We start from the raw sequence: 25,339 nt of genomic DNA, 5'->3' as shown, positions 1-25,339 counted from the left end.
AAAAAGAAAGCAATCCAAGCGCTTATAAGCTCTTGGATCACGGCTTCACTGCTTGCTGCCTGAGCTGCTCGAACTCCTCGTTACTGACGGCATTGCGCTCGGCATCAAGAATATGGCCGCCGATGGCGGCGATCGACTGAGTGATATCGATCAGTGTCTCGGGGTTGCGCGCCACGCTGCGCTTGCTGACGAAATGGATCAGGATCGAGACGCCAGGTACGGTGGGCTGGTCGTCGCCCTCGTGGATGGGCGGCAGGGTGCCGGGTGGAGAGGAGTTGGCAATGGTGAGCTTGTAGCCGGCGAGGGGGTCGCGAATCTTGTAGACACCCAGCTTGGCGTCATACTGGGCGTTGTACTCCTTGAGCAAGCGGGCAAGGCGACGGTTGGTGTCCAGCCCCGGCCAGTCGAGGATCACGAACAGGCACTGCTTGATCTCCTTGCCCGAGGCAACCTGGAAACGATGCATCGGCTCGGGTTTCGGTTCAGGCTCGGGTTCATCCGGCTTCACTGAAGTGGCTGTCTCCGTTGGCGGTGCACTTGATGCCGCGGCGACACGGGGCTGCGCCGCTTGCGCCAGCCCGGGCTCTTCTCGAGCACGTCGGCTCTTCAGGAACGCTACCAGGCACACCAGCGCCAGCAGCAGCGCTACCCCCGCTACCATCAGTACTCCTAAGACCGGATCCATCCTGCGCACCTCAACCTTTTAGTGGCCACGAGGTATTCACCCGTGCTGCTTCCACAACGTCCCTACGGGTCAAGCCGTGCGGCCAGCGTTATTTTTCGTAAAGATTACGCCGCTGGGCCGCGGCATGCCTAACGCCCTCTCAACGCTGACCGCCCCTCTTCACTTGCCTACCGCGCGGCATGCCTGGCATCGCAGCATCTGGGTGGAGCTCGCTACTTTATCAGGCAAGCCAGCTGTTTTGCGTTGAAGCATTTCGATGGCAACTGAAGCAGTGAAACGCCATGCTAAGAAAACCCTAGCCATAGAGGAGCCTGCCATTCGAAGTGACACTGGCCGCCAGAGAGCCGGACTGTCATGCCATGGATTGATGTGAAGGCCAGTGTTGTTGGTGCCGTCAACTCAGGAGCGCTGCCCCGATGGTACGACTCGACAAGAAAGCCAAGCGGTTGTATGTGCTGGATACCAACGTCCTGCTGCATGACCCCGCTGCCCTGTATCAGTTCGAGGAGCACGAAGTGGTCATCCCGATGACCGTGCTCGAGGAACTCGATAAACTAAAGAACGGCCTGCGCGAGATCGCCCGCACCGCCCGCCAGGTCAGCCGTACCCTCTCCGACCTGACCAACCAGGTCACCTTCGACGAAATTCAGCAAGGCATCCCGATTCCCCGCGCCGGGGGCACCACGCTCGGCAAACTCGTGTTTCTCTGCTATCCGGAGCTGAAACCGCTAGAACATCTCGAGGAGAGCCCCGACAACGTGCTGCTGGCGGAAACCTGCCGGCTGCGTGACGAGCGTCCGGATGCTTCGGTCGTTCTCGTGACCAAGGACATCAACCTGCGGGTCAAGGCCGCCGCCCTGCACGTGCCGGTGGAGGATTATCTGACCGACCGCGCCTTCAGCGACAGCGATGTGATGCTCGAAGGGGTGCGCATCTATCCTGATGAGGAAGGCAGCAGCAGTGGGCCATGGGGCCAGATGGAGGTCGACGTCGAGGTGGAGCGAGTCGACCACCACACCTTCTATCGGCTGGAAGGTCAGGTTCCGAATGACTGGCACCTGGGCATGCTGGTGTCCGACAGCGAGAACGGTGCCAGCTTCGAGGCCATCGTCCGTGAACTGGGCCCCAAGCAGGCGCGGCTGCAACTGCTGACCAACTATCGCCACAGGGATGGCGTCTGGGGAGTTCACGCTCACGACAGCCGCCAGAACTTCGCCCTCAACCTGCTGATGGATGACGACATCGATCTGGTCACCATCGCCGGCAGTGCCGGCACCGGCAAGACCTTCATGACGCTGGCGGCGGCCTTTCAGCAAACCCTCGATGCCAAGCGCTTCGAGCGCATCGTGTTCACCCGGGCACCGATCTCGATGAGCGAGGACATCGGCTTCCTGCCCGGCACCGAAGAGGAGAAGATGTCACCGTGGATGGGTGCCTTCCACGACAACATGGACAACCTGCTGCGCGACGAGCACGACGGCAGCACCAGCTGGAGCCAGGACGCCACGCGCAGCCTGATCGGCTCCCGGGTGCAGATCCGCGCCCCCGGCTTCATGCGCGGGCGTACCCTCAATGACACCTTCCTGATCATCGACGAGGCGCAGAACTTCACACCCAAGCAGCTCAAGACCCTGCTCACCCGAGCCGGGCGCAACACCAAGATCGTCTGCCTGGGCAACGTCGGTCAGATCGACACACCCTACCTCACCGCCAACACTTGCGGCATGGCGGCGGTAGTGCAGCGTTTCAGTAACTGGGCGCATGCCGGCCACGTGACGCTACGCAGTGTGGAGCGCTCGCGTCTGGCGCTGGCCGGAGAAGAACTGCTGTGAGCTAACCCCCAGGCCTGGGCGATGCCCAGGCCTGGGCTTGCGCTCGCCTTGCCCGGCCACCACTCGACGACTTTCAAACGAAGCCAAGGCTAGCCTAGCCAGAATCCCAGCAGCAGCATCAGCGCCACACCGATCATCAGCGGCATGGCCAGATGGGTGAAGACTCGCTCGTAGTGGCTCAGATCGTCAAGCCAGGCGGTTATGCGACGTTCCCGCGCCACCAGACCCGCTCGCAGCCATTGATTCCCGGTTCGGAGCCTGCCGCCCAGCATGCCAAGCAGCGCTACCAGGTGCCGTGCCAGTGCGGCATAGACCCACCACAGGTCACCTGCCGGCAAGGGCGAGAATCTTTCCCACTCACCTCTTCCCGCCTTCGCCGCCAGCATCACCAGGCCGGCCAGGATCACCCCCAGCCCCGCCGGCCACAGCAACCCGGGAAGCTCCTTGAGCGGTGGCCACGGCACGCCAGACTCGCCGATAGGTAGCCACAGCGGCACCCCAGCCGCCGCCAGCACGGCGAACAGCCAGGCCAGGAACATGGGCGAATGCAGGGAAGTGGTCGGTTCCCCCCGCCGCCGCCACTGTCGCCATAATGCGCGGGCCACCAGCAGGGTGCTGCCCACCGCCGCCACGCTGAGCCAGCTCACCAGCGTCGAGTACCCTCCTTCCTTGAGCACTTCCTTGATGAATCCCTTGGCGATCAGCCCCGAGGTCAAGGCGCCACCCAGCGAGAGCGCCGGCAGCGCCAGCAGCGTCACGATCAGCCAGGCCGGCAGGCGCGGCGGATGCTCACTGATACCCACCCCGAGGAACAGGGTGCCCTTGGTCATGCCATGATGAGCGGCGAAAAGCGTCACCGGTGCCAGCAGCGACGGCCACAGCGCAGGTGTCGCCAGCCCCACCCCCACCAGGCTGGCGAGCATGCCCAGTTGGCTGACACTCGAGTAGGCCAGCACTGCCTTGGGGTGGCGCTGGGCCACGCCCAGCAAGGCGGCCAGAAAAGCCCCCGCCAGCCCTACCGCGATGATGGCTTCGCCAAGCCGGGCCAGCCCCGCCTCGGCATCACCCAGCGGCAAGGTGTACAGCCAGCCCAGCACACCGGCCTTGACCATGACACCACTAAGCACGGCGCTGGCCGGCGTGGGCGCCACCGGATGCGCCAGCGGCAGCCAGACGTGCAGCCCGATCACCCCCGCCTTGACGCCGAAACCCAGCCACAGCAAGGCCGCCATCCATAGCCCCTGTTCCGCCTCGGCGATGGCGACACGCAGCTCGCTCAGGGTCAGTGCCTCAGCGCTGCCCGCCGCCCACAACAGGCCTCCCAGGATCAATGCCTCGCCGCAGAGCGCCATGACGATGTAGGCCAGACCGCCGCGCCTGGCGTCGCGATCGCCGGTGTGTACCACCAGCACGTAGGCGGCCAGGGTCATGGTAATGAACCCCAGATAGAAACTGGGAATGTCCTCGGCCAGAATCAGCAGCAGGTTGCCGGCCAGCGTCAGCGGCCAGAACAGCGAGAAGCCCAACAGCCGGCGAGTGGCGCTTCCGTCGCCGGCGACGGCGCTGTGCTGTTCGTCTGCCAGGTAGCCGCGCGCATAACAGCCGGCCAGGAACCACAACAGCGTGCCGAACATCAGCCAGGGCCGGCGCGCTGCATCGTGCTGCCACAAGCCACCCAGCAGCCAGCTATCCATCGCAAACGACAGCTCGCCGGGCCACAGTGCCAGGGCCAGTGCCGGCAGCGGTGCCGAGGCCCACCAGCCATCGAGCAGTTCCCGGCGCGGTTCGTGGCGGCGTCTGCCACCCTGCTCCATGGCCTGCATCAGCCCACTACGCAGTAGTACGAGCAGCGGCCAGAGCACGGCAATGGGAAGCAGCAGGTTCACGGCAGATACTCCTCTGCCACCACGAAGGTCGCCAGGTCCAGCGGACTGAAGGTCATTCCCGCCAATATTCCCACCAGAATACTGAACAGCGCCGTGGCGGCGGTGGGCAACAATAGCCAGGCACTGGTCTCGAAGCGCCCCAGGTTGCGCTCCTCCGGCCACTTGCCGCGGCCATGTGCCGGGCCGTGGCGGAACCACAACCGATGCAGGATCGGCAGGAAATAGGCGGCATTGAGCAGGCTGCTGGCCATCAGTACGGCGATCACCCACGACATGCCGGCCTGCACCGCGCCCATGCCCAGGTACCACTTGGTGATGAACCCGGCCACCGGCGGCAGGCCGATCATGCCCAGCGCCCCCACGGAGAATGCCAGGCTGGTCATAGGCATTCTCCGCCCGGCGCCGTCGAGATCGTCGATGCGGTGGATGCCGAGCTCCTCGGCGTAGTTGCCGGCACAGTAGAAAAGGGTGACCTTCATCAGCCCCTGGTGCATCAGGTGGACGAGCCCCGCGATGGTGCCGAAAGGCCCGAACAGGCTGATGCCGAGTACGATGTAGGAGACCTGGCTGACGGTTGAATAGGCCAGCCTCGGCTTGAGCTCCTGCTGCGACAGTGCCTTCAGCGAGCCGTACAGGATGGTGACGGTAGCGATGACGCTGAGCAGCGTCAGCAGGCCGAGTTCATGTACCAGGGAGATACCGTAGACGTCATAGACCAGGCGCACGATGCCGAACGCCCCCGCCTTGACCACCGCTACCGCATGCAGCAGCGCGCTGACCGGAGCCGGCGCCACCATGGCCCTTGGCAGCCAGCCATGCAGCGGTACCAGCGCGGCCTTGACGCCAAGCCCAAGCAATAACACCACGAATAACACGGTCAGCATCGGGTGGGCCTCGGGCCCCAGGTCGGCCAGCCTCTCGCGCTGGCCGAAGCTGACATCGCCCACCAGGACGTGTAGCGCCACTACGCCGAGCAGCAGCACCAGGCCGCCGGTCAAGGAATAGCGCAGGTAGACAGTCCCCGCCTCGAGTGCCTTATCGTGCCCGCGATGCACCACCAAGGGGTAGGTGGATAGCGTCAACATCTCGTAGAACAGCAGGAAGGTGAACAGGTTGCCGGCCAGGGCGATACCCACGGTACTGGCGATACACAGGCTGAAGAAGCCGAAGAAGCGCTTGCGGTTGGGCGAGTCTTCGAGATAGCCGATGGCATAGACCGTGGTGGCCAGCCACAGCAGCGAAGAGAGGCCGGCAAACATCAGCCCCAGGGCATCGACCTGAAGCAGGAAGGAAACGTCCTGCACAACGGTGAAATCGAAGGTGTAGTCGTATCCCTGATAGAATCCCCACACCAGCAGCGCGACCAGACCCAGCTTGAGCACGGCGGCTGACAGGTTGACCACGGCCCGTGCCCGCCAGGCGCGCTCCGGCAGCGCGAAGATCAGCGGCGCCACCAGCAGCGAGGTTGACAGGGCGAATACCGGCAGCCAGGCCTGGCTCATGACCCTCCCTCCGCACTGCGCAACAGCGCCAGGGGCCACTCGGCCGCCAGCCCCAGCAGCAGCGCCGACAGTGCCAGCAGCAGGGCAATGGCATCCATGCCCCAGGGTACCGGGTGAAACTCGTGCTCAGGTGCGTCCTCGACAAAGGAAAAATGGAAAATGCGGAAGACGTAGGCGGCGCTCAGCAGCGTACCGATGCCGAGCACCGCTATCCAAGGCCAGTGGCCGCCGGTCAGGGCGGCGTTCAGCAATAGCCACTTGGCGGTGAATCCCATGCTTGGGGGCAGTCCTACCAGGCTGATCCCCGCCATGCCGAAACTCAGCAGCGAGAGCGGAAAGCGTCGACTGGCTCCGGCCAGCCCCTCGGCCCGGGTCTCGCCGGTGGCCAGGATCAGGTTGCCGGTGGCCAGGAACATGGCGGCCTTGGCCAGGCCATGGGCAGCCAGCTGCAGCCAGGTGCCCTCCCAGGCCAGCGCGGCGACGTCGGAATCCGTACCGATCAGCAGCGGAAAGGCCAACAGCAAATAGCCCAGCTGCGAGACGGTAGACCAGGCCAGTACATCCTTGAGCTTCGCTGCGCGCCAGGCCTTGACGCCGCCCCAGATCACCGCACCGGCAGCCATGCCACCTATCGCCCATGCCGCCACCACCGCCTCGGGTACCAATAGCAGCCACAGCTGCAGGGCAATGAAGAACGAGGCCTTGATCACCAAGCTGGCATGCAGCGCACTGACCGGTATCCAGGCCGAGCCATGCACGGGAGCCAGCCAGGCATGCAGGGGAAAAGCGGCGGCCTTGAGCAGCAACCCTGCGCTGAGCAGCGCCATGGCCACCCATAGCAGCGCACCGGGTTCCGCCGCCTGGCTCAAGCCCGCCAGGTCCAGCCTGCCCCAGGCACCCAGCAGCAGCGAGACACCCAGCAGGAAGGCCAGCGAGCCCACCAGCGCCAGCAACAGATAGCGCAGCCCGGCGACCATGGCATGGATCTTTCCCGTCAACAGCATCAGACCGACGGCCGACAAGCCCATCAGCTCGAGGCCGAGGTAGAGCGAAAGCAAATCGACTGCCAGCCAGATCAGCGACAGGCTCGATGTCAGCAGCCCCAGCAGCGGCCAGAACCAGGCCTGGCTCCTGGGCTTGCGCTGCGGGTCCTCGTGCAGATAGGCAGGGGTATAGAGCGCACTGGCGTAAACGATCAGATAGGTCAGCAGCAGCAAGAGGAGAGCCAGCCCATTGAGGCGCCAGTACAGCACCAGGGAGCCAAGCTCGATCTCCCAGCTTAGGCCTGCCGCACCGCTCATTTCACTGAACAGCCAGGCCAGCGCCAACAGCGGCAGCAGGCCAGCCGCTGCCACGGGCCAGCCACGCGCCGGTCGGGCCACGCCGCCGAGGGCACCGAGCAGCAACGGCAGGCCGAGCACGACCCATAGCGCCACCGAACCGTCGACCGGAACCATAAGCTGCGACAACCCCAGGCGCTCGATCACCGGGGATGACCATACGTTCGGAACGCAGCCCCATGCCGCGATTCCAGCGCCTCGAGCCGCCTCACCAGCAGCGCTCCGAGCGCGGTCCCGACCAGCGCCACTACCAGGCCGGTAATGACCAGACCATGGGCGGCAGGCATGGCAGAAGCGCCAACCAAGGACATGAGCAGCAGGAAGATACCCGTGCCGACGACGTTGAACGCCAGCAGGCGCCGCAGCAGATGGCGATGCAAGGCAAAGGCCCATAGTCCCAGCACGAGCAGCCCCAGCCCCCCAAGGCGCAGTGAGCCGGTACTATCCCCCCCAAGTGCGGCCAGGGCGATACCCAGCATGGCGAGCACTGCCAGCGCCGGCAGCAGGCGCTCCAGGGCGAGCCGCCAGGTCAAGGGCACGGGATCGTGCCAGCGGGCGAAAAAGCCCCGCGGCCTTCTGACCCTGGGCGTCACACCCAGCGAATAGAACAGGAAACCGCCGGTAAGGACGGCACCCAGCAACAGCTCGAGCAGGGCCAGCCAAACCAGCCCGAGCCGAGCCCAGGCCAGCGCGACCACCAAGCAGAAAGCGACGAACCAGGAGCAGGCCCGCACCAGGTGGCGTTCGAACAATGACAAGGCGGCCAACAGCAATAGCGCCGTGGCCAGCAATGTCTCCTCGAGTGGCGGCATGGTGACCGCCTTAATGATGGTTGCGGTTGACGACCTCTTCGATCATGGCTTCGAGTTCGTCGCCCGTCCCCTTCTCCAGCATGTCCTGCGCTTCGTGATAGAGACACAGGAAGCGCTTGCAGGAGGCACAGAACACCTTGTCATCCGGGTTATGAACCTTCGAAACACGATAGAGGTGGCTGCCGCAGCTCGGGCAGGCCACGGGCAAACGCAACTCTTCGGACATATCGGGCATCATCACAGTCTCCTTGTGCTGCTGAAAGCACTATTCGATTACCTTGGGATCGTTCCTGCCCGACTCAACCCCTGAGTTCCAAATAGGCAGGCCCATTCCCCTTAGCCTGTCAGAGTCCGAGCTTGTCTGCCACGTAGTCGGCATCCTTGTCGCCACGGCCGGACAGGTTAATCAGGATGTGCTGGTCCTTGGGCAAAGTCGGCGCGACACGTATGGCCCAAGCCACGGCGTGGGCGCTTTCGAGTGCCGGGATGATGCCTTCTACTCGTGACAGGGTCAGGAAGGCGTCGAGGCACTCGGCGTCGGTGGCCGTCTCGTAGTCGACTCGCCCCAGTTCCTTGAGATAGCTGTGCTGCGGGCCGACGCCGGGGTAGTCGAGCCCCGAGGCGATGGAATGTACCGGCATCGGGTTTCCCTGCTCATCCTCCAGCACGTAGCAAGCCATGCCGTGGATCTCACCGGGTTTGCCGAGCGTCAGGGTAGCGGAGTGGCGCTGGGTATCGAGGCCTTCGCCGGCGGGCTCCACGCCCACCAGATGAACGGCTTCATCGTCGAGGAATGCAGTGAACATACCGATCGCATTGGAGCCGCCCCCCACACAGGCGGTAACGTGATCGGGCAGCCGACCATGGCGCTCCAGGAACTGCTCCCGAGCCTCGCGGCCAATGATCGACTGGAAGTCACGCACCATCTTGGGAAACGGGTGCGGCCCCACCACCGAGCCGATGGCGTAGATATAGTTCTGCGGATCCTTGAGGTACTCCTCGAAAGCGCTGTCCACGGCATCCTTGAGGGTGGCGGTGCCACGCGTGACCGCTACCAGTTTGCAGCCGAGAATCTTCATCTTGGTGACGTTGGGGTGTTCCTTCTCGATGTCCACCTGGCCCATGTGAATCTCGCAGGGAATGCCCACCAGGGCGCAGGCAGTGGCCAGCGCCACGCCGTGCTGGCCGGCCCCCGTCTCGGCGATGACCTTGGTCTTGCCCATGAACTTGGCCAGCAACGCCTCGCCCAGGCAGTGATTTATCTTGTGCGCGCCGGTGTGGTTCAGGTCCTCGCGCTTGAGATGGAGCTGGGCACCACCGAGCTTTTCGGACAGCCGGCGGGCATGAAAGATGGGGCTGGGCCGGCCGACGTAATCGGCGAACAGCTCGGCCAGCTCCTGCTGGAAATCGTCACGCACACGGATCTCTTCGTAGGCGGAGTCGATTTCATCCATCACTCGCTTCAATTCGGGCGGGATGTATTGGCCACCGAAACGGCCGAAGAAACCCTGGGAGTCGGGCAGATTGGCGAAGCGTGAAGTGCTCATGAGTCGGTCCTGAGGGCAGTAAATACGTTGGCTCATCTTGCCCAGCCGTCTTCGCCGTGTCGAGACAGACCTTGGGCGGGAACACCTCAGGCAGCAAGAAAGAGCCCGACGTTGAGCAGGGCCAGGCTCGCCAGCAGCAGTACGACGTTAACGCCCATCAGTGGCAACAGCGGCTTCATCTCGCCGCGCCCAACCTCGGGCGGTAAGCGCCACAGGCCATGCACCAGCCACGCCGCGGCCGGCAGCGTCAGCCACATCAGCCAGGCCGCGCCCGGTAGAGCCCCGGCCAGCCAGGCCACTGGCACCACGCCGAAGGCCAGGGCCAGCAACACCGCCACCAGCCGGGCGGCACGCTTCGGGCCCAGGCGGATCGCCAGGTGGTCGCGCCCCACCCGCCGGTCGGCATCGATGTCGGGAAGCTGGTTGATCAGCAGCAGCGCACTGACCATCAGCGTGGGTACTAGCGCCGCCGCGAGAGCCGTGGAGGTGAGCGTACCGGCCAGTGCCTGGTGGGCCCCTAGCACCATCAGCAGGCCGAAGCCCACTCCGGGTGCCAGCAGGCAGAGCCAGGGGCGGCGAGTCAGCCAAGCGGTATAGGCAACGACCAGGCCGAGTCCCAGCAGGCCGTAGAGCAGTACGGTCGGCCCCGTCCGCCACAGGAACCAGGCGCCGATCAGCATTACGCCCAGCAGACAGGCGTACGCCGTGGCACGCACCGCGTCAGCGGCCTCGGGCCGTTCGGGCAGAGAGCCGCTGCCGCCGGAGAACGGCGTGCGCTCGGTCATCGCATCCAGGCCGGAGTGGAAATCGTGGTGCTCGTTGAACAGGTTGACCGCCGCGTGGGCCAGCAGGGCGCCGAGCAGCACCAGCAGCGCATCGACCGTGGCGAACGAGTGGCCGTCGGCGATGGCTGCTGTGATAGCAAGCCCCGCGCACAGCGGCGCCAGGATCAGGAAGTTCGGCCGGCTACTGCGCAGGCAGGCACGCAGCAGCGATGCGTCCGCCGTAATGCCGCTCATCGAGGGTCAGCCCAGCCGGGCGTTCAGCCAGTTGGCGACATCGCCTATTTGTTGCGGGCACACCGCGTGCGCCATAGGATAGCTCTGGTAGTGGACCGAATAGCCCAAGGCCTGCAGGCGCTGGTAGGCCGCCTTGCCCAGCGATTCGGGTACCACCGGATCGAACGAGCCATGATGGATCTCTATCGGCAGCTCGCGGTTGGCCTCGGCAAGCGTGATGGTATCGGCGGTGGCGAAGTAGGTCGACATCGCCAGCAGCCCGCCCAGCGGCTCGGCAAAGGAGAGCGCAGCCTGGTAAGCCACCGCTCCGCCCTGGGAGAAGCCGGCGAGAATGATGCGCCGGCTGTCGATGCCGTGTCCGATCTGCTCCTGTACCAGCTCCTGGATACGCTCTGCGGATGCCACCAGTTGCCGGGTGTCAACGCGTCGGTCGAGGCTCATCTCGTGGATGTCGTACCACGCCGGCATCACCATGCCGCCGTTGATGGTCACCGGCAGCCGCGGCGCATGGGGCAGCACGAAGCGTACATTGAGCCCCTGCGCAAGCGGCAGGGCCGGCACCAGTGGCTCGAAATCGCGACCGTCGGCGCCCAGGCCGTGCAGGATGAAGACACAGGCGTCGGCCGGACGACCGCTCTTCGGCTCGATGATCAGTTCGCCGGGTTGGCTCATTGGGTTCTTCCATCGTAATCAAAAAACGTCACCCTACCCCAAAGACATGTTCCCGGCGAGCCCGTCACGTTGGCTTCGCCGTGGAACACACGGCGGCAGGCCTGCACTTCGAACGCTGCAGGAACCTCGCTCAGAACGGCCACACCAGCGGAATCAACGGCAGTGCCACCGCTGCCGTCAACAGGTTGAGTGGCCCGCCCACGCGCAGGAAGTCGCTGAAACGATAGCCGCCGGGGCCATGCACCATCAGGTTGGTCTGATAGCCGATCGGGGTGAGGAAGCTCGCCGAGGCGGCGAACATCACTGCCACAACGAAGGGCATCGGGCTGACCCCAAGGCTCTCGGCGCTAGTCACCACCACCGGAAAGGTAATCACCGCTGCGGCGTTGTTGGTCACCAACTCGGTGAGCAGTGCCACCAGCAGGTAGGTGCCGATGAGCAGCAGCCAGGGGTTGCCATCGGCCAGGCCCAGCGCCAGGCCGGCCAAGGCAGCCGCCGCCCCCGAGCTTTCCAGCGCCGACCCCAGGCCGAAGGAGGCGGCAATGGTCAGCAGTACCTGGGTATCGAGCCCACGCTTGGCCGCACCTACCGAGCAGCAGCCGCTGCCTAGCGCCAGCGCAGCACCCAGCATGGCAGCGTTCATCAGGCTCATGACGCCGAAAGCGGCGAGCACGACCACACCCGCCAGGATGCTCCAGGCTATCCAGGCCTTCTCGTGGACCGGGCGTGCCGCGCCGTTGACCTGGCTGATCAGCAGGAAGTCCCGCGACTGCCGATGGCGCTCGATGAAAGGCGGGCGCGCTTCCAACAGCAGCACATCGGCGGGCTGCAAACGCACCTGGCCCAGGTTGCCGGCCACCCGCTCGCCACCACGGCACACCGCCAGCACGGCGGCACCGTAAAGGGTGCGGAAGTGGCCATCGCGAATGCGCTGGCCAACGAACTGGCACTGGTCCGACACCACCGCCTCCACCAAGCGGCGTTCGCGAAACTCCTTCTTCAGGCTGGATTCCCCGTGGTACGAGGGCACCAGGCCGCGAATCTGCTGCAGCTCTACTGCGCCATCGGATGTGCCGGCGAACACCAGTCGGTCGCCGCCCTTGAGACGCTCACCCGGGCCCACCACGCTGACCACGTTGCCGTCACGTTCGATCTCCACCAGGAACAACTCCTGAAGGTGCCGCAGGCCGGCCTCCTCCACGGTTCGGTTGACCAACGGCCCGGCAGAATCGACTTCCATCTCGATGGTATATTCGCGCGGGTTCTCGAAAGCCTGACCGACATCGCGCCGTTGCGGCAGCAGGCGTGCGCCTGCCAGCATCAGATAGAGCAAGCCGACGACTGCCACCGGCACCCCCACCCAGGCGATATCGAACAGGCCCATGGTCAGCTCGGGTCGACGCTCCAATAACAAACCATGCACCACCAGGTTGGTACTGGTGCCGAACAGCGTAACGGTGCCACCCAGAATCGAAGCGAAGCTGAGCGGCATCAGCAGGCGATGAGGCGGTAGCTGCAAGCGCCGGCTCCAGCTCAACACTGCGGGAACGTAGGTGGCCACGATTGGCGTGTTGTTGAGAAAGCCGCTGAGAGCGGCCACCGGCAGTATCAGTCGTGCCAGTGCACCGCTCTCGCTGCGCGGCCGCCCGAGCACGTGGCGAATGATCAGGTCGATGCCACCGGTCTCGCGGATACTCGCCACCAGCACGTACATGAAGGCGACGGTGAACAGGCCGGTGCTGGAGAAGCCGCCCAGCGCCTGGGCCGGGTCGATCACGCCGAGGGTCAATAGCAGGACAACAGCCCCCAACAGTACGATATCGGGGCCGAGGCGGGAGAACGCCATCAATGGGAAGACGGCAAGGACGACGACAAAAGCTAGCCAGGCATCCAGCGGCATGGGGAAAGTCCGTGCGCAAGGGGAACGTCGGGCTATTGTGCACTGCCGTTGCTTATTCTAAAAAGTTATTTTTAGAAATTCAAAAATAACTAAATAACATAAGAAGATGGAGAGATAGGAAACATGACGCACAACGAAAAAGGCCCGCTTTCGCGGGCCTTCTCTGCCACCTGGGTGGCACATCAGTTCATGGTAAGCCGAAGCTTAGCCGATGACCTTGATGTTGGAGGCCTGAAGGCCTTTCTTGCCCTGAGTGACGTCGAAGGAGACCTTCTGACCGTCCTGCAGAGTCTTGAAGCCGTCAGCCTGAATCTCGGAGAAGTGAGCGAACAGGTCGTCACCGTTGTCGTCCGGAGAAATGAAGCCGAAGCCTTTGGTGTCGTTGAACCACTTGACTGTGCCAGTTGCCATTATCGAATTCCTCTAACAGCATTGATGTTCCGGGAGATACCCGAGTTGCAGTGGGTAAAACAAGAAACTTTTCACCGGGAAATCGATGCCATGAGCGTTTCGATGACCACTTGCGATGTTCGACTTGCTAACCAACTGCCGGCAGTTTGCGCTCTTCGCGCTCACAGGTCAAATACTATTTTGCCTGTATGTCAGGATTCTTACCATTGCCAAGAATCCATCCCGCGGCCTTCTCGGCGATCATCAGCGTCGGCGAGTTGGTGTTGCCACTGGTGATGGTGGGCATGATGCTGGCATCCACCACCCGCAGCCCTGCGACGCCGCGTACCCGCAGGCGGGCGTCCACTACCGCCATGGGATCGTCGTCGCGCCCCATCTTGGCCGTGCCCACCGGGTGGAAGATGGTGGTGCCGATGTCGCCGGCCAGCCTGGCCAGGTCATCGTCGCTCTGGTACTGCACGCCGGGCTTGACCTCCTCCGGGCGGTACTTGGCGAAGGCCGGCTGTTCGGCGATGCGCCGCGTGACCCGCAGCGAGTCCGCCGCCACGCGGCGATCCTCTTCGGTGCTGAGATAGTTGGGCGCGATGGCCGGGGCCTGATGCGGGTCACGGCTCTTGATGCGCACGCTGCCACGGCTGGTGGGGTTGAGGTTGCATACGCTGGCGGTGATCGCCGGATAGTCGTGCAGCGGCTGGCCGAAAGCCTCCAGGCTCAGCGGCTGTACGTGATATTCGATGTTGGGGTGTTCGTAATCGTCGCTGCTGCGAGTGAAAGCGCACAGCTGTGAAGGCGCCATGCTCATGGGGCCGGTACGGCGCAGCAGGTATTCCATGCCGATTTTCGCCTTGCCCAGCCAGGAGGCCGCCAGGGTATTGAGGGTCTTGGCGCCCGTGACGCGATAGACCGAGCGAATCTGCAGGTGATCCTGCAGGTTCTCGCCGACGCCGGGCAATTCATGGACCAGCGGGATATCATGCTCGGCCAGCAGCCCTGCCGGGCCGATGCCTGAGAGCTGCAGCAACTGCGGCGAGCCGATGGCCCCTGCCGTCAGTATCACTTCACGAGCCGCCTTGATCCGTATGACGCTACCGTCGCGCTCCACTTCCACACCGCTCGCCCGAGGTCTTCCGTCGTTGCCCTGGTCGAACAGCAGGCGGTGTACTTGGGAGGAGTGCCAGAGAGTGAAATTGTCGCGCTTTTCGCAAACCGGGCGCAGGAAGGCCTTGGCCGCGTTCCAACGCCAGCCGTCGCGCTGGTTGACCTCGAAGTAATCGACGCCCTCGTTGTCGCCGCGGTTGAAGTCACTCGTTCGCGGTATGCCCGCCTGTACCGCCGCTTCGGCGAAGTCTTCGAGCACCTGCCACTTGAGGCGCTGCTTCTCCACCCGCCACTCGCCGCCATGGCCGTGGTAGTCGCGGTGGGCGGCATCGTCATCGCCGCCTTCGTCCAGACGGTAGTGATCCTCGTGTTTCATGAAGTCCGGCAGGCAATTTTCCCAGCGCCAGGCGGCGTCGCCCACCAGCTCGGCCCAACCGTCGTAATCGCGGGCCTGACCGCGCATATAAAGCATGCCATTGATACTCGAGCAGCCGCCCAGGGTCTTGCCGCGCGGGTAGACCAGCGAGCGCCCGTTGAGGCCTTTGTCCGGCTCGGTCTTGAAGCACCAGTCGGTACGCGGGTTATTGATGCAATAGAGGTAGCCCACCGGGATATGCACCCAGTGATAGTTGTCGCGCCCACCCGCCTCGATCAGCAGCACCCGGTTAGCAGGATCGGCGCTGAGTCGGTTGGCCAGCAGGCAGCCGGCGGTGCCGGCGCCCACCACGATATAGTCGAATTCCTGCTCTGCCATGGCATGCTCTCTCTCTCGATGGTCCTGTGCTCGGCGAACCGGGCCGGACCATCGCATCGTTGTTATGTCGTGAGTCCAGACTACCGCGACGGACGCCAGGATCAATTGAGTAATACCAAAGCGAGATATAAGCTTTGCTCATATCACTCACTTGCGTGGTCAGTCCGCATGCACGACCTCCAGGCCCTGCGCGCCTTCGTCACCGTGGCCCGGGAAGGCAGCGTCTCCCGGGCCGCCGCCCGGCTGCACCTGACCCAGCCCGCCGTGAGCCTCAAGCTCAAGCATTTCCAGGAGGAATTGGGGCTGACGCTGTTCCGCCGCCGCCCCCAGGGGCTCGCGCTGTCCAAAGATGGCTACACCCTGCTGCCCGCAGCGGAACGGGCCCTGGCGGCCATGGCGGCCTTCGAGCAGAACGCCCGCGCCCTGCACGGTACGCTGCGCGGCAGGCTACGCATCGGCACCATCGTCGACCCGGAATTCATTCGCCTGGGCGCCTTCCTGCATCGCCTGGTGGAGCGCGCCCCGCAGCTCGAGACCGAACTGCAGCACGGCATGAGCGGCAGCGTGCTGGAGTGGGTACGCCACGACGAATTCGATGTCGGCTTCTTCCTCGCCCCGCCCGGCCAAGGCCCGGGCCTCGAAGCGCCCGAGATCGCCTACCGCGAGCTGACCCACTTTCACTACCACGTGGTCGCACCGCCGGGCTGGGGCAGCCGGGTGGCCAGCTCCGACTGGCCAAGCCTCGCCGGCCTGCCCTGGATCGTTACGCCGGCCCTGTCTGTCCATCATCGACTGCTGCGTGGCGTACTCGGCCCGCTCGGCCTGACGCCAAACGGCGTGGCCCAGGTGGACCAGGAAGCATGCATGCTCGACCTGGTCCGCGCCGGAGTCGGCCTGAGCCTGGCACGCGACGCGCTGGCCATGGCTGAGCGCCAGGAGCGCGGCCTGACGATGGTCGACGGCGTTCGCCTGCCCTGCGCACTGTGCTTCGTGTGGCGGCGCGAACGCAGCGAGGAGCCAGCCATCGCCGCGGCGCTCGAGGTGCTGGAGAGTGTGTGGGGTGGCCTAACCTGAGGCCCTTCAATCCCGCACATCGATGCAGTCGCCGGGGTCCTCGAGCTGGATGGTGGCATGGTGGATGTCGTAGCGCTCGGCCAGTAGCGCCTGGATCGCCACCAGGGCGGCCTGGCGATTCTCCCCTGCCTCCACGGCGGCATGCAGCGAAGCGAGACGATGCCCCGGCGTCAGCGACCAGACGTGAACGTGGTGTATATCGTGCACCACCGGCAACGCCTCGGGAATCTCGCGACGCAGCTGTGAAGCCTGCGCGTCGAGCGGTGATCCTTCCAGCAGGATGTGCCCCGATTCCAAGGTCAGTTTCCAGGCGCTCCTCAGGATCAGCGCCGCCACCAGTAGCGAAAGCAACGGATCGATGGGCGTCCAGCCGGAGGTGAGAATGACCAGCGCAGCGACAATCGCCGCCACCGACCCCAGGAGATCGCCCAGTACGTGGAGCGCCGCGCCGCGAATATTGAGGTTCTGGCGGTCGCCGCCATGCAGAGTGGCGAATACCACCAGATTGACGAATAGTCCCAGCACGGCGATAACCAGCATGGGTACGCCCATCACCTCCACTGGCGACATGAAGCGGCGGATCGCCTCGATGGCAATCCACACCACGATGGCGATCAATGCCAGGCCGTTGACGAAAGCCGCCAGAGTCTGCACCCGATAGTAGCCGTAGCTGCGCCGGTCGTCCGCTGGGCGGGCGCTGATCCGAGCCGCGAACCACGCCAGCGTCAGGGAGGCGGCATCCGTGAGCATGTGACCGGCATCGGCCAGCAGTGCCAGTGAGCCGGAAAGAATGCCACCCACCACCTCGGCGAGCATGAAGCCGCCGGTGAGCAGAATGCCCCAGGCCAGGCGGCGCTGGCTGTCCTGTTCATCGTGTCCGCTACGATGATGATCGTGTCCCATGTGATCTCCTGTGCTGGTCACAGCGTAGCGCCGGTTCGGCCCTGACTCCACGTGCCTTTAAGCCATTGGGCGCTCCCTGAAAAGCGAGATAGTAACGGCCGGCCACGGACAATGGCGATAGAGCATGAACGCAAGATGATCGGACCTTTAAGGATGGGTTAAGGCAAGCAGGCGTAGAAAGGGGACGTACCCTACCCAAGGAGTGAACCGATGAACTGGCTCGATACTGAAAACCGCTATGGCCTTGTCTCCCGCACCCTGCACTGGACCATGACTTTGCTGGTGCTGCTCATGCTTGCCAGTGATTGGTGGATGGAAGCCCTCGAAGACCTCGGCAAGTCCAACCTGATGGGCCTGCACAAGAGCATCGGGGTATTGCTGCTCGTACTGCTCGCCTTCCGCCTGGCTTGGCGCTGGCACAACCATGGTCGCCTGGCACCGCCGGTACACTGGCGCCGCGCTGCTCGTCTCGGCCACCTGGCAATCTACGGCCTGTTGCTTGCCATCCCGTTGAGTGGACTGCTGACCGCCTTGGGCAGTGGTCACGGCGTAGCGTTCTTCGGCCTCCCACTGATCTCCGCTGGCCCCGAGATCGAGTGGCTCGAGGAAGCCGCCGAAGAGACTCACGAGGTACTCGCCAATCTCATGTGGCTAATGATCGGCGGGCATGTCATAGCCGCCCTCGCTCATCAGTGGTGGCTGGGTGAGCGAAGCCTCAAGCGCATGGCCTGAACGGCAGCCAAGGCGATTGCTTAAGGTTGCGATAAGACCGAACGGGAAAAATGCAGGCGTCAACCTATCAAGGAGCGCCTGCATGTTCCCGTTCACCACCCTGCGCCGCCACCCAGCCATGCGCAAACTGGGAAGGCGCCTGGAAAGGGGTGCCAAGGCCTTTCTCTATCGAATACTGAGCCGACGCGCTGGCCCTTTGAGGCCAGCCAACCCGAGCACCCTGGAGGGAGTGCGGCGCGTACTGCTGGTACGCCCCAACTTCCGACTCGGCAATGCCGTTATCGGCGCCCGGCTCATCGAGGCCATCGCCGAGCAGCACCCTCACATCGAAGTCGATTACCTGGGAACGGACACCACCCGCGCCCTGTTTCTGAACATGCCGCTGGCGCACTACCATGCCTTGAGCCGCGACATGCCGCTCAGGCCCTGGCGCCTGTTCGGCTTGCTGGCTGCGCTGCGGTGGCGCCAGTATGACCTTGCCATTCAGGTCGGCGAAGGCTCGCTGACCAGTTGGCTGTTTACGCAGCTCTGCGGCGCCCGCCGCACGTTGGGCCAGCACGGCCGACTGGAAGGCACCTATGACTGGGTAGACGATCCCTCACCCGAGCACGCCCACGAGCTGGCCAGCAGTCTGGCGGCCTCACTCGGCCTGGCGTGCCGGCCGCGCCCTTGGCTTACGCTTTCGACGCAGGAGAGAAACGCCGCCGCCGCAACGCTGGTCGGGCTGTCGGTGCCGGGTACCGCCGTCGGCATCTTCATCGGCGGGCATCTGGACAAGCGACTGCCGCTCCCCTTCTGGCAGACCCTGTTGCAGGAGCTCAACGCACGCGGGCAGCCCTATCTGGTACTGCTGGGGCCGGAAGAGGCACAATATCTCACCGCTCTGACGTCCTCCTCGGGTGTCCACGGCCGCATCCTGCCACCCCTGCCGCTGCGTGAATTCGCCGCCGTACTGGCCCAGTTGCCACGCCTGATCACGCCGGATACGGGCCCCATGCACATGGCGGCGGCGCTGGAGGTTCCTGTGGTCGCGCTGCTCAATGTTCCCGGTTCACGCAGATTCGCCCCCCGCGGGCCCGCCGATTTGGTACTTTTCCAGCCAGAGCCGACGGCGGTTGCCGACCTGGTGTCGAGCTGCCCAGTGCCGGCCGCCCAACCTGCTCTGGAGCGGGTCCACGTTCCGGTCAAGCCCGAGACCGGGGCAACCCGGCACCGTTACCATGACGACAGAGGAAGAGATAACCTCCATGCGCATCCTGCTGGTGGAGGATGATCCGAGCCTGGCCTCGGGCATCCGCCTGGCCCTCAAGCCCGAGCACTACACCGTCGATCACCTGGCCGACGGCACCGCGGCCCTGAACGCCCTGCACGGCGACGAGCCGTTCGATGCCGTGATCCTCGACCTGGGCCTGCCGGGGCTCGACGGCATGCGGGTGCTGGAGAGCACCCGCCGACGGGGCAATCGGGTGCCGGTGCTGGTGCTCACCGCCCGGGATGCCGTCGACGACCGCATCGCCGGCCTGGATGCCGGCGCCGACGATTATCTGGTGAAACCCTTCGAGGTGGCCGAGCTCAAGGCACGTCTGCGCGCCCTGCTGCGTCGCAGCCAGGGCCAGGCGAGCCCCGTGCTGGAGTGTCGCGAGATCCGGCTCGATCCTGCCACCCTTGGCGTCAGCTACCGCGGCCGGCCGGTGGTGCTGTCGCGCCGCGAGTTTACCCTGCTGCATGAGTTCATGAGCCATCCGGGGCGCGTCTTCACCCGCGATACCCTGACACGACTGGTCTACGGTTGGGGAGAAGACGTCGAGAGCAACGCCATCGAGGTCCACGTTCACCATCTGCGCCGCAAGCTATTCCCGGGCATGATCCGCACGGTGCGCGGCATCGGCTACGTCATGGACGAGGCGGGCGAGCCATGACCTCGATCCGCCGCCGAACCTTGGGCCTGGTCCTGCTGGTCTTCGCCATCAGCATGCTGGCCATCGGGCTGGTCAGCTATTTCTATGCCGCCCATGAGATCGAGGAAACCTACGACGCCAGCCTGGCGCAGAACGCCCGCCTGCTCGAGGGGGTGGCGCAGGTATCCCTGCCGACCGGACAGCGTGAGGCCCTGCTCGACAGTCTCGAAGCGGCACTGATGCGCGCCGAGCAGTCGGACAAGCGTCTTGCCGGTCACCGCTACGAAAGCAAGCTGGCGTTTCAGATCTGGGAGGGGGAGCGCCTGCTGCTGCGCTCTGTCAGCGCGCCGGAGCAACCGTTCACCGATCGCCCCCCGGGCTACACCGACAACCGGGTGGCCGGGGACGACTGGCGAGTCTACGTGCTCGACGTGGCCGATTCGACGCGCCGGGTCATGGTCGCCGAACGCAGCGACGTGCGCGGCGAACTGACCCGCGCCGTGGCTCTACGCACCTTGATGCCTGACCTGATCGGCCTGCCGCTGCTGGCGCTGCTGCTGTGGTGGGCCACCGGCCGGGGGCTGCGCCCACTGTCGCGCCTGGCCGAAGCGATACGCCACCGCGATCCGCATAACTTGCAGCCGCTGGTCATGCATCCGCTGCCACGCGAGCTCGACACTATCGTCGGCGCGCTGAACCGGCTGCTGGAGCGCATCCGTGAGCTGCGGGTGCGCGAAAAGCGGTTCATCGCCGATGCCACTCATGAGCTGCGCACGCCCTTGGCGGTGCTGGACCTGCATGCCCAGAACGCGCTGGCCGCCGAGTCAGCCGAGGATCGTCGCGAGGCATTGACGGAACTGCGCACCGGGGTGGCCCGAGCCACACGGCTGGTGACACAACTGCTTACCCTCGCCCGCCTGGACCCCGATGAGGCACAGCCCGAGTTGCGCCAGGCCCATCTGCTCCACGAGGTGCGGGAGGCGCTGGCCGAACTTTCGCCACTCACTAGCGAGAACGAGTTGGTACTCACGCTGGAAGCCGACGATAGAAGCGATTGGCGGCTGCAGACCGAACCGGGCGTCATAGGTATCCTGGTGCAGAATCTGGTCGGCAATGCCCTGCGCCACTCACCGAGGGGCGGCCACGTCACGGTGGCCCTGGGTGTGGATGAACGACTGGTGAGCATATGCGTGGACGATCAGGGTCCGGGTATCCCCATCGAGGAGCGCAAGCGCGTCACAGAGCGCTTTCGTCGCGCCGGTCCGGGGGCCGGTGCGGGGCTGGGGCTGTCCATCGTCGAACGCCTACTGGCCCGGCATGGCGGACAGCTCATGCTGCAGGAGGCGCCCGGCGGCGGCCTGCGCGTCGTGGCGACCTTGCCGCGATCGCTCGATCGACAAGCCCCAGCGCAGCCTTAAGCACGCGTTAAGTTTGGTAGGTAAGCCTTGGTGTCGATAACCACCAAGAAGCCCTGCCATGACCGATTCCGTTTCCCCTTCTTCCAATGCGGCCCCGAGGGTCGTCACTGCCAAGACCAGCCAACTGACGCCTTGGCAACTGCTCGCGTTGAGCTGGTGCGGCTTCCTTGCCCTGGTGCTGGCCATCGCCTGGTTGGAACTCGATTTTCGGCTCGCCGACGTCCTGTACCGCTGGCAAGGAGACGACTGGGCGCTGCGCGAACATATTCTCCTGGAAGGCTGGCTGCATCGCGGCGGCCGTCAGTTGAGCCAGTGGCTGGGCGGGCTGGTGATATTGGCCCTGCTCGCCAGTCACGTGTCGCCGAAACTACTGCGCTGGCGCCGAGCGCTGTGGTACCTGTTCCTGGCCGTGGCAAGTGCGACGTTCTCGGTCGCCGCGATCAAGCAGTTGGTGACCATGGAATGCCCCTGGGACCTGGCTCGCTATGGCGGCAAGCTGCCGTTCATCGGGCTCCTCGAGGCTCGCCCCGCCGACCTGCCGGATACCGCCTGCTTTCCCGCCGGTCACGCCAGTGCCGGCTATGCCTGGGTGGCACTGTACTTCTTTTTCTCCTTCACCCTACCCCGCCTGCGCTGGGCCGGCCTGACCATCGGCTTGGGGCTGGGGCTCCTCTTCGGCGTTGCCCAGCAGCTACGAGGCGCTCACTTCCTGTCCCATGATCTATGGACGTTGATGCTGTGCTGGACGATCAGCGTGGCACTGGCAGGCTGGCTGCTCGTACCGGAGCAGCCAATCGCAGCGTCCCTACCGGAGGGCGCCTGATGCGAGCCGCCCCCATGAAGACTCGAGCGCTTTCCCTCCCACACCGGGCCGAGCTCGCCCTGCGCCGACGGCTGCCCGCCCTGTCGCCCCAGGCGCTTACCTTGCTGGTCTGCCTGGTCTTCACGTTCTTCTACAACCAGCGGTTCTGGGCAGAGACGTTTGCCGCCGAGCCCCCCGCCGGCCTGGCCGACTGGGGCCATGTGATCGGCTACGGCGTGATCCTGACCCTGCTGCACTATATGGTCTTCCTGCCATTCATTAACCGCATCTCCGTCAAGCCGCTGCTCTCGGCGCTGCTGCTGCTGGCCGCCGGGGTCAGCTACTTCACCGGCCACTACGGGGTCTACTTCGACACCCACATGATCGACAACCTCGTGCAGACCGATACCCGTGAGGCTACCGAACTGCTGACCCCGGGGCTCGCCACGTATATGGCGCTCTATGCGGCACTGCCGATGGCGTTGCTGTGGCTCTGGCCACTGCGGCAACGCACCTGGCAACGCGGCCTGGGCATGTCGCTGCTGTGGCTGACCGGTGCTATCGCCGTCCTGGTCGTGGCACTGCTGCTCTCGTTCCAGAGCGTGTCATCGTTGATGCGCAACCAACATGAGTTGCGCTTCCTGGTCACGCCGGGCAACGCCATCGTCTCGACCGGGCAGGTTCTCGCAGCCGACGACCCGCTGCCCAGCGAGCGGCTGCCCATCGGCGAAGATGCCCGGCGCCAGCCAAGCGCGACCGGGGCGCCGCGCCTGATGGTGCTGGTGGTGGGCGAGACCGTGCGCGCCGCCAACTGGGGGCTTTCCGGCTACTCGCGCCAAACCACTCCGAAGCTGGCGGAGCGCAAACTGGTCAACTTCCCTCGGGTTTCCAGCTGCGGGACCAGCACGGCGGTATCATTGCCCTGCATGTTTTCTCCGTTTGGCCGGGGCAATTACAACGAGCGGTACATTCTCAGCCATGAATCGGTGCTGGATGTCCTGCAACGAGCTGGCTACCGGGTGGTCTGGATAGATAACCAGTCGGGGTGCAAGGGCGTCTGCGATGGCGTGGAACGTCGCACCCCTTCTGCTGAAGATTATCCCGAGAAATGTCGCAGCGGTGCCTGCCTGGACGAGGTTCTGGTCGACGAACTCGAGCGCCAGGCAGCCAGTGTCGAGGAGGATACGGTGATCGTTCTGCATATGCTCGGCAACCATGGCCCGAGCTACTCTCACCGCTACCCCGCGACGCAACGCGCCTTCACACCGACCTGCGAGGAAGCCGACCTGGGGAAATGCACGCGTGATTCCATCGTGAACAGCTACGACAATGCCGTGCGCTACACGGACAGCGTGCTGGACGCCATGATCGAGGCCTTGGAGCATCAGCCTTCTCTGGATTCGGCGCTGCTCTACGTCTCGGATCACGGCGAGTCACTCGGGGAAGGCGGGATCTTCCTGCATGGTCTGCCGTATGCCATCGCACCGGACGAGCAGACGCGTGTCCCCATGATCTGGTGGTCGTCGCCAGGCTTCGACCGTGGTGCCGGACTCGATGCCGAATGCCTGTCACGCCAGGCTGAGCGAACAGTTAGCCATGACCACCTGTTTCATACCCTGCTCGGCGTGCTGGGTGTGGAGAGCTCCGTGATCGACGCTCGCCTTGACTTCACCCAGGACTGCCGACGCCTCGAGCCGGAATTCGTCGTCCAGCTCGATGCCTCCGACCGCGAACGTTGAACCTTTCGGTGCGCTGGGCAAGCGCAAGGCCCGCCGCGGACTGCGCGGCGGGCCTTGCAATGGGAGGGTGAATGAGGCGCGACCGGCTAGCTCGGCGACGGCGGCTCAGTCGCGCGCCGCCTGAAGCATGCCGCCCTCGTCCCGTCGAGCGTGAATCTCTAGTTCAAGGCCGTCGGCATCGCGGCCCTCGATCTCGATCCGGCCGTCGCGGTCGACTTGGACCTCCTCGAACTCGGCCAGTCCTTCGGCTACCGCGGCATCCATCGCCAGGCGCATATCGCCACTGGCCATGCCCCGGGCCCCTCCCTTGCGGCGCGTGAGCTCATCCACGCGGGAATCGCCGGCGGCGAGCGACAGCCCGACCCTGGCACGCCACTGCTCGTCGAACCAACCTCCGACCTCGACGCTGTCATCTCCCTTTACTTTGATCGATTGGTAGTGCTGGACACCGAAGGCCGAGGCCTGCTGCAGCACTTCGTCCAGACGCTCGACCGGCAAACGCTGGCTATCGGCCTGGACCGCGGCGGCGCTCAGCGCCAGGGTGGCCAAGGAACCTGCCACAATCATCTTGAGTTTCATGGGACTTGCCTCCGTTGTGGTGACTCTCTCGTTATACCTCCTGCCACCTTGCGTCGAGCTGACGGGGCCGTTCACACCGGGTTCATATATGCATGGGACGGCTTCGTCACCGAAGTGCAAGGTGACCCGGCAGGGCGAGGCTCGGCAGGCAGCGGCTCAGTCGCGCTCCACGTCGATCGCGCCGCTCTCGCCCTGCTGGCTAAGCACCTCGAGCTCACGTCCGTCGGCGTCGCGACCCTCGATCTCGATGCGGCCATCTCGGTCGACCTGGATCTCGTCGAACTCGGCCAGTCCTTCAGCCACCGCCGCTTCCATGGCCATACGGACATCATCCTCGCTCATGCCCCAGGCCCCGCCGTCGCGGCGCTTGCGCTCTTCTTCGAGGGTCTCGCCGCTCTCCAGCGACAGGCGCACCTCGGCCTGCCATTCGTCGTCGATCCAGCCCTCGATCTCAACGCTGTCGCGGCCCTTGGCCTCGATCTCTTGATAGTGCTGGAAGCCGAAGGATGCAGCATGCTCCAGCGCTTCATCGAGGCGATCCGTCGCCAAACTGCCATCGTCGGCCTGCGCCGTGGTGCCAGCGAGCATCAAGGTGGCCAGGGAGCCGATCAGGATAATCTTGCGTTTCATGGGTGGTCTCTCCATTCATGGTCACGTTCTAGGTGCCCCGTTCGGGGTACAGGTCAAGTTTTACCAGCGGCCGCCTTGCCCGAAGCTGACGGCGACGTTCATGATG

At 64.7% G+C, this 25,339-nt stretch carries 23 protein-coding genes; 8 read left to right on the top strand and 15 right to left on the bottom strand.

All coding sequences use genetic code 11. The annotated features are described in order from the left end of the window. Positions 1-37: 37 nt before the first annotated feature. Positions 38-661 (bottom strand): cell division protein ZipA C-terminal FtsZ-binding domain-containing protein, encoded by a 624-nt coding sequence (locus tag HNO52_RS05750; RefSeq protein WP_197568231.1) that lies wholly within the window; start codon positions 659-661, stop codon positions 38-40. Between the two features lie 440 nt (positions 662-1,101). Between HNO52_RS05750 and HNO52_RS05745 the strand changes: the two genes are divergently transcribed. Further along, positions 1,102-2,517 carry a PhoH family protein gene (locus HNO52_RS05745; protein ID WP_197568230.1) on the top strand — a complete coding sequence of 472 codons (1,416 nt, stop codon included), beginning with the start codon at positions 1,102-1,104 and terminating at the stop codon, positions 2,515-2,517. A gap of 89 nt (positions 2,518-2,606) precedes the next feature. Here the strand turns inward: HNO52_RS05745 and HNO52_RS05740 are convergent, their stop codons facing one another. The 11 genes from HNO52_RS05740 to HNO52_RS05690 form a co-directional block, all read right to left on the bottom strand. Continuing rightward, the gene (locus HNO52_RS05740) at positions 2,607-4,403 is read right to left on the bottom strand and encodes a complex I subunit 5 family protein (RefSeq protein ID WP_197568229.1); all 1,797 of its coding nucleotides are present in this window, start codon (positions 4,401-4,403) and stop codon (positions 2,607-2,609) included. Beyond that, positions 4,400-5,905, bottom strand: a complete 1,506-nt coding sequence (locus tag HNO52_RS05735; RefSeq protein ID WP_197568228.1) for a proton-conducting transporter transmembrane domain-containing protein — start codon at positions 5,903-5,905, stop codon at positions 4,400-4,402. The genes HNO52_RS05740 and HNO52_RS05735 overlap by 4 nt, the downstream gene beginning before the upstream one ends. Beyond that, entirely contained in the window at positions 5,902-7,392 is a 1,491-nt protein-coding gene (locus HNO52_RS05730; RefSeq protein ID WP_232090591.1) for a complex I subunit 5 family protein, read from the bottom strand. Before HNO52_RS05730 ends, HNO52_RS05735 begins: the two co-directional genes overlap by 4 nt. After that, on the bottom strand, positions 7,389-8,057 hold the full coding sequence (locus tag HNO52_RS05725) for an NADH-quinone oxidoreductase subunit K (RefSeq protein WP_197568227.1): 669 nt from the start codon (positions 8,055-8,057) through the stop codon (positions 7,389-7,391). The genes HNO52_RS05730 and HNO52_RS05725 overlap by 4 nt, the downstream gene beginning before the upstream one ends. 10 nt (positions 8,058-8,067) lie before the next feature. Then, complete coding sequence (locus HNO52_RS05720; protein WP_197568226.1) at positions 8,068-8,295, bottom strand: hypothetical protein; 228 nt, start codon at positions 8,293-8,295, stop codon at positions 8,068-8,070. 106 nt (positions 8,296-8,401) lie between these two features. After that, positions 8,402-9,604, bottom strand: a complete 1,203-nt coding sequence (gene trpB / locus HNO52_RS05715) for a tryptophan synthase subunit beta (RefSeq protein ID WP_197568225.1) — start codon at positions 9,602-9,604, stop codon at positions 8,402-8,404. 86 nt (positions 9,605-9,690) lie between these two features. Next, a complete protein-coding gene (locus HNO52_RS05710) occupies positions 9,691-10,623 on the bottom strand; it encodes a prenyltransferase (protein ID WP_197568224.1) in 933 nt (310 codons plus the stop codon). 6 nt (positions 10,624-10,629) lie between these two features. After that, the gene (locus HNO52_RS05705) at positions 10,630-11,295 is read right to left on the bottom strand and encodes an alpha/beta hydrolase (RefSeq protein WP_197568223.1); all 666 of its coding nucleotides are present in this window, start codon (positions 11,293-11,295) and stop codon (positions 10,630-10,632) included. Between the two features lie 130 nt (positions 11,296-11,425). Next, a complete protein-coding gene (locus HNO52_RS05700; RefSeq protein WP_197568222.1) occupies positions 11,426-13,195 on the bottom strand; it encodes an SLC13 family permease in 1,770 nt (589 codons plus the stop codon). A gap of 204 nt (positions 13,196-13,399) precedes the next feature. Continuing rightward, positions 13,400-13,606, bottom strand: a complete 207-nt coding sequence (locus tag HNO52_RS05695; protein WP_010629501.1) for a cold-shock protein — start codon at positions 13,604-13,606, stop codon at positions 13,400-13,402. A 175-nt stretch (positions 13,607-13,781) separates the two neighbouring features. Next, positions 13,782-15,458, bottom strand: a complete 1,677-nt coding sequence (locus tag HNO52_RS05690; protein WP_197568221.1) for a GMC family oxidoreductase — start codon at positions 15,456-15,458, stop codon at positions 13,782-13,784. Positions 15,459-15,626: 168 nt separating this feature from the next. Here HNO52_RS05690 and HNO52_RS05685 point away from each other — a divergent pair, with 168 nt between their 5' ends. Further along, a complete protein-coding gene (locus HNO52_RS05685; protein ID WP_197568220.1) occupies positions 15,627-16,532 on the top strand; it encodes a LysR family transcriptional regulator in 906 nt (301 codons plus the stop codon). 6 nt (positions 16,533-16,538) lie between these two features. On the opposite strand, the gene HNO52_RS05680 is transcribed toward HNO52_RS05685, so the two are convergent. Then, positions 16,539-17,435 carry a cation diffusion facilitator family transporter gene (locus tag HNO52_RS05680; protein ID WP_197568219.1) on the bottom strand — a complete coding sequence of 299 codons (897 nt, stop codon included), beginning with the start codon at positions 17,433-17,435 and terminating at the stop codon, positions 16,539-16,541. A 210-nt stretch (positions 17,436-17,645) separates the two neighbouring features. Between HNO52_RS05680 and HNO52_RS05675 the strand changes: the two genes are divergently transcribed. The 6 genes from HNO52_RS05675 (at position 17,646) to HNO52_RS05650 (ending at position 24,024) form a co-directional block, all read left to right on the top strand. Next, positions 17,646-18,167 (top strand): cytochrome b, encoded by a 522-nt coding sequence (locus HNO52_RS05675; protein WP_197568218.1) that lies wholly within the window; start codon positions 17,646-17,648, stop codon positions 18,165-18,167. A gap of 82 nt (positions 18,168-18,249) precedes the next feature. Continuing rightward, a complete protein-coding gene (locus HNO52_RS05670; RefSeq protein ID WP_197568217.1) occupies positions 18,250-19,440 on the top strand; it encodes a glycosyltransferase family 9 protein in 1,191 nt (396 codons plus the stop codon). Beyond that, on the top strand, positions 19,415-20,086 hold the full coding sequence (locus tag HNO52_RS05665) for a response regulator (RefSeq protein ID WP_197568216.1): 672 nt from the start codon (positions 19,415-19,417) through the stop codon (positions 20,084-20,086). Before HNO52_RS05670 ends, HNO52_RS05665 begins: the two co-directional genes overlap by 26 nt. Further along, entirely contained in the window at positions 20,083-21,483 is a 1,401-nt protein-coding gene (locus tag HNO52_RS05660; RefSeq protein ID WP_197568215.1) for an ATP-binding protein, read from the top strand. Before HNO52_RS05665 ends, HNO52_RS05660 begins: the two co-directional genes overlap by 4 nt. 58 nt (positions 21,484-21,541) lie before the next feature. Then, complete coding sequence (locus HNO52_RS05655; RefSeq protein WP_197568214.1) at positions 21,542-22,306, top strand: phosphatase PAP2 family protein; 765 nt, start codon at positions 21,542-21,544, stop codon at positions 22,304-22,306. Then, positions 22,306-24,024, top strand: a complete 1,719-nt coding sequence (locus tag HNO52_RS05650) for a phosphoethanolamine transferase (protein ID WP_197568213.1) — start codon at positions 22,306-22,308, stop codon at positions 24,022-24,024. Before HNO52_RS05655 ends, HNO52_RS05650 begins: the two co-directional genes overlap by 1 nt. A 105-nt stretch (positions 24,025-24,129) precedes the next feature. On the opposite strand, the gene HNO52_RS05645 is transcribed toward HNO52_RS05650, so the two are convergent. Together HNO52_RS05645 and HNO52_RS05640 are read right to left on the bottom strand one after the other, a co-directional pair. Then, complete coding sequence (locus HNO52_RS05645) at positions 24,130-24,603, bottom strand: PepSY domain-containing protein (protein ID WP_197568212.1); 474 nt, start codon at positions 24,601-24,603, stop codon at positions 24,130-24,132. 156 nt (positions 24,604-24,759) lie between these two features. Beyond that, positions 24,760-25,233 (bottom strand): PepSY domain-containing protein, encoded by a 474-nt coding sequence (locus HNO52_RS05640; RefSeq protein WP_197568211.1) that lies wholly within the window; start codon positions 25,231-25,233, stop codon positions 24,760-24,762. Positions 25,234-25,339 lie beyond the last annotated feature (106 nt).

The organism is Halomonas sp. MCCC 1A13316 (genome assembly GCF_014931605.1).
GTDB lineage: Bacteria > Pseudomonadota > Gammaproteobacteria > Pseudomonadales > Halomonadaceae > Halomonas.
Note: the sequence above shows the minus strand (reverse complement) of the source record. Positions and strands in the feature narration are given on the sequence as shown.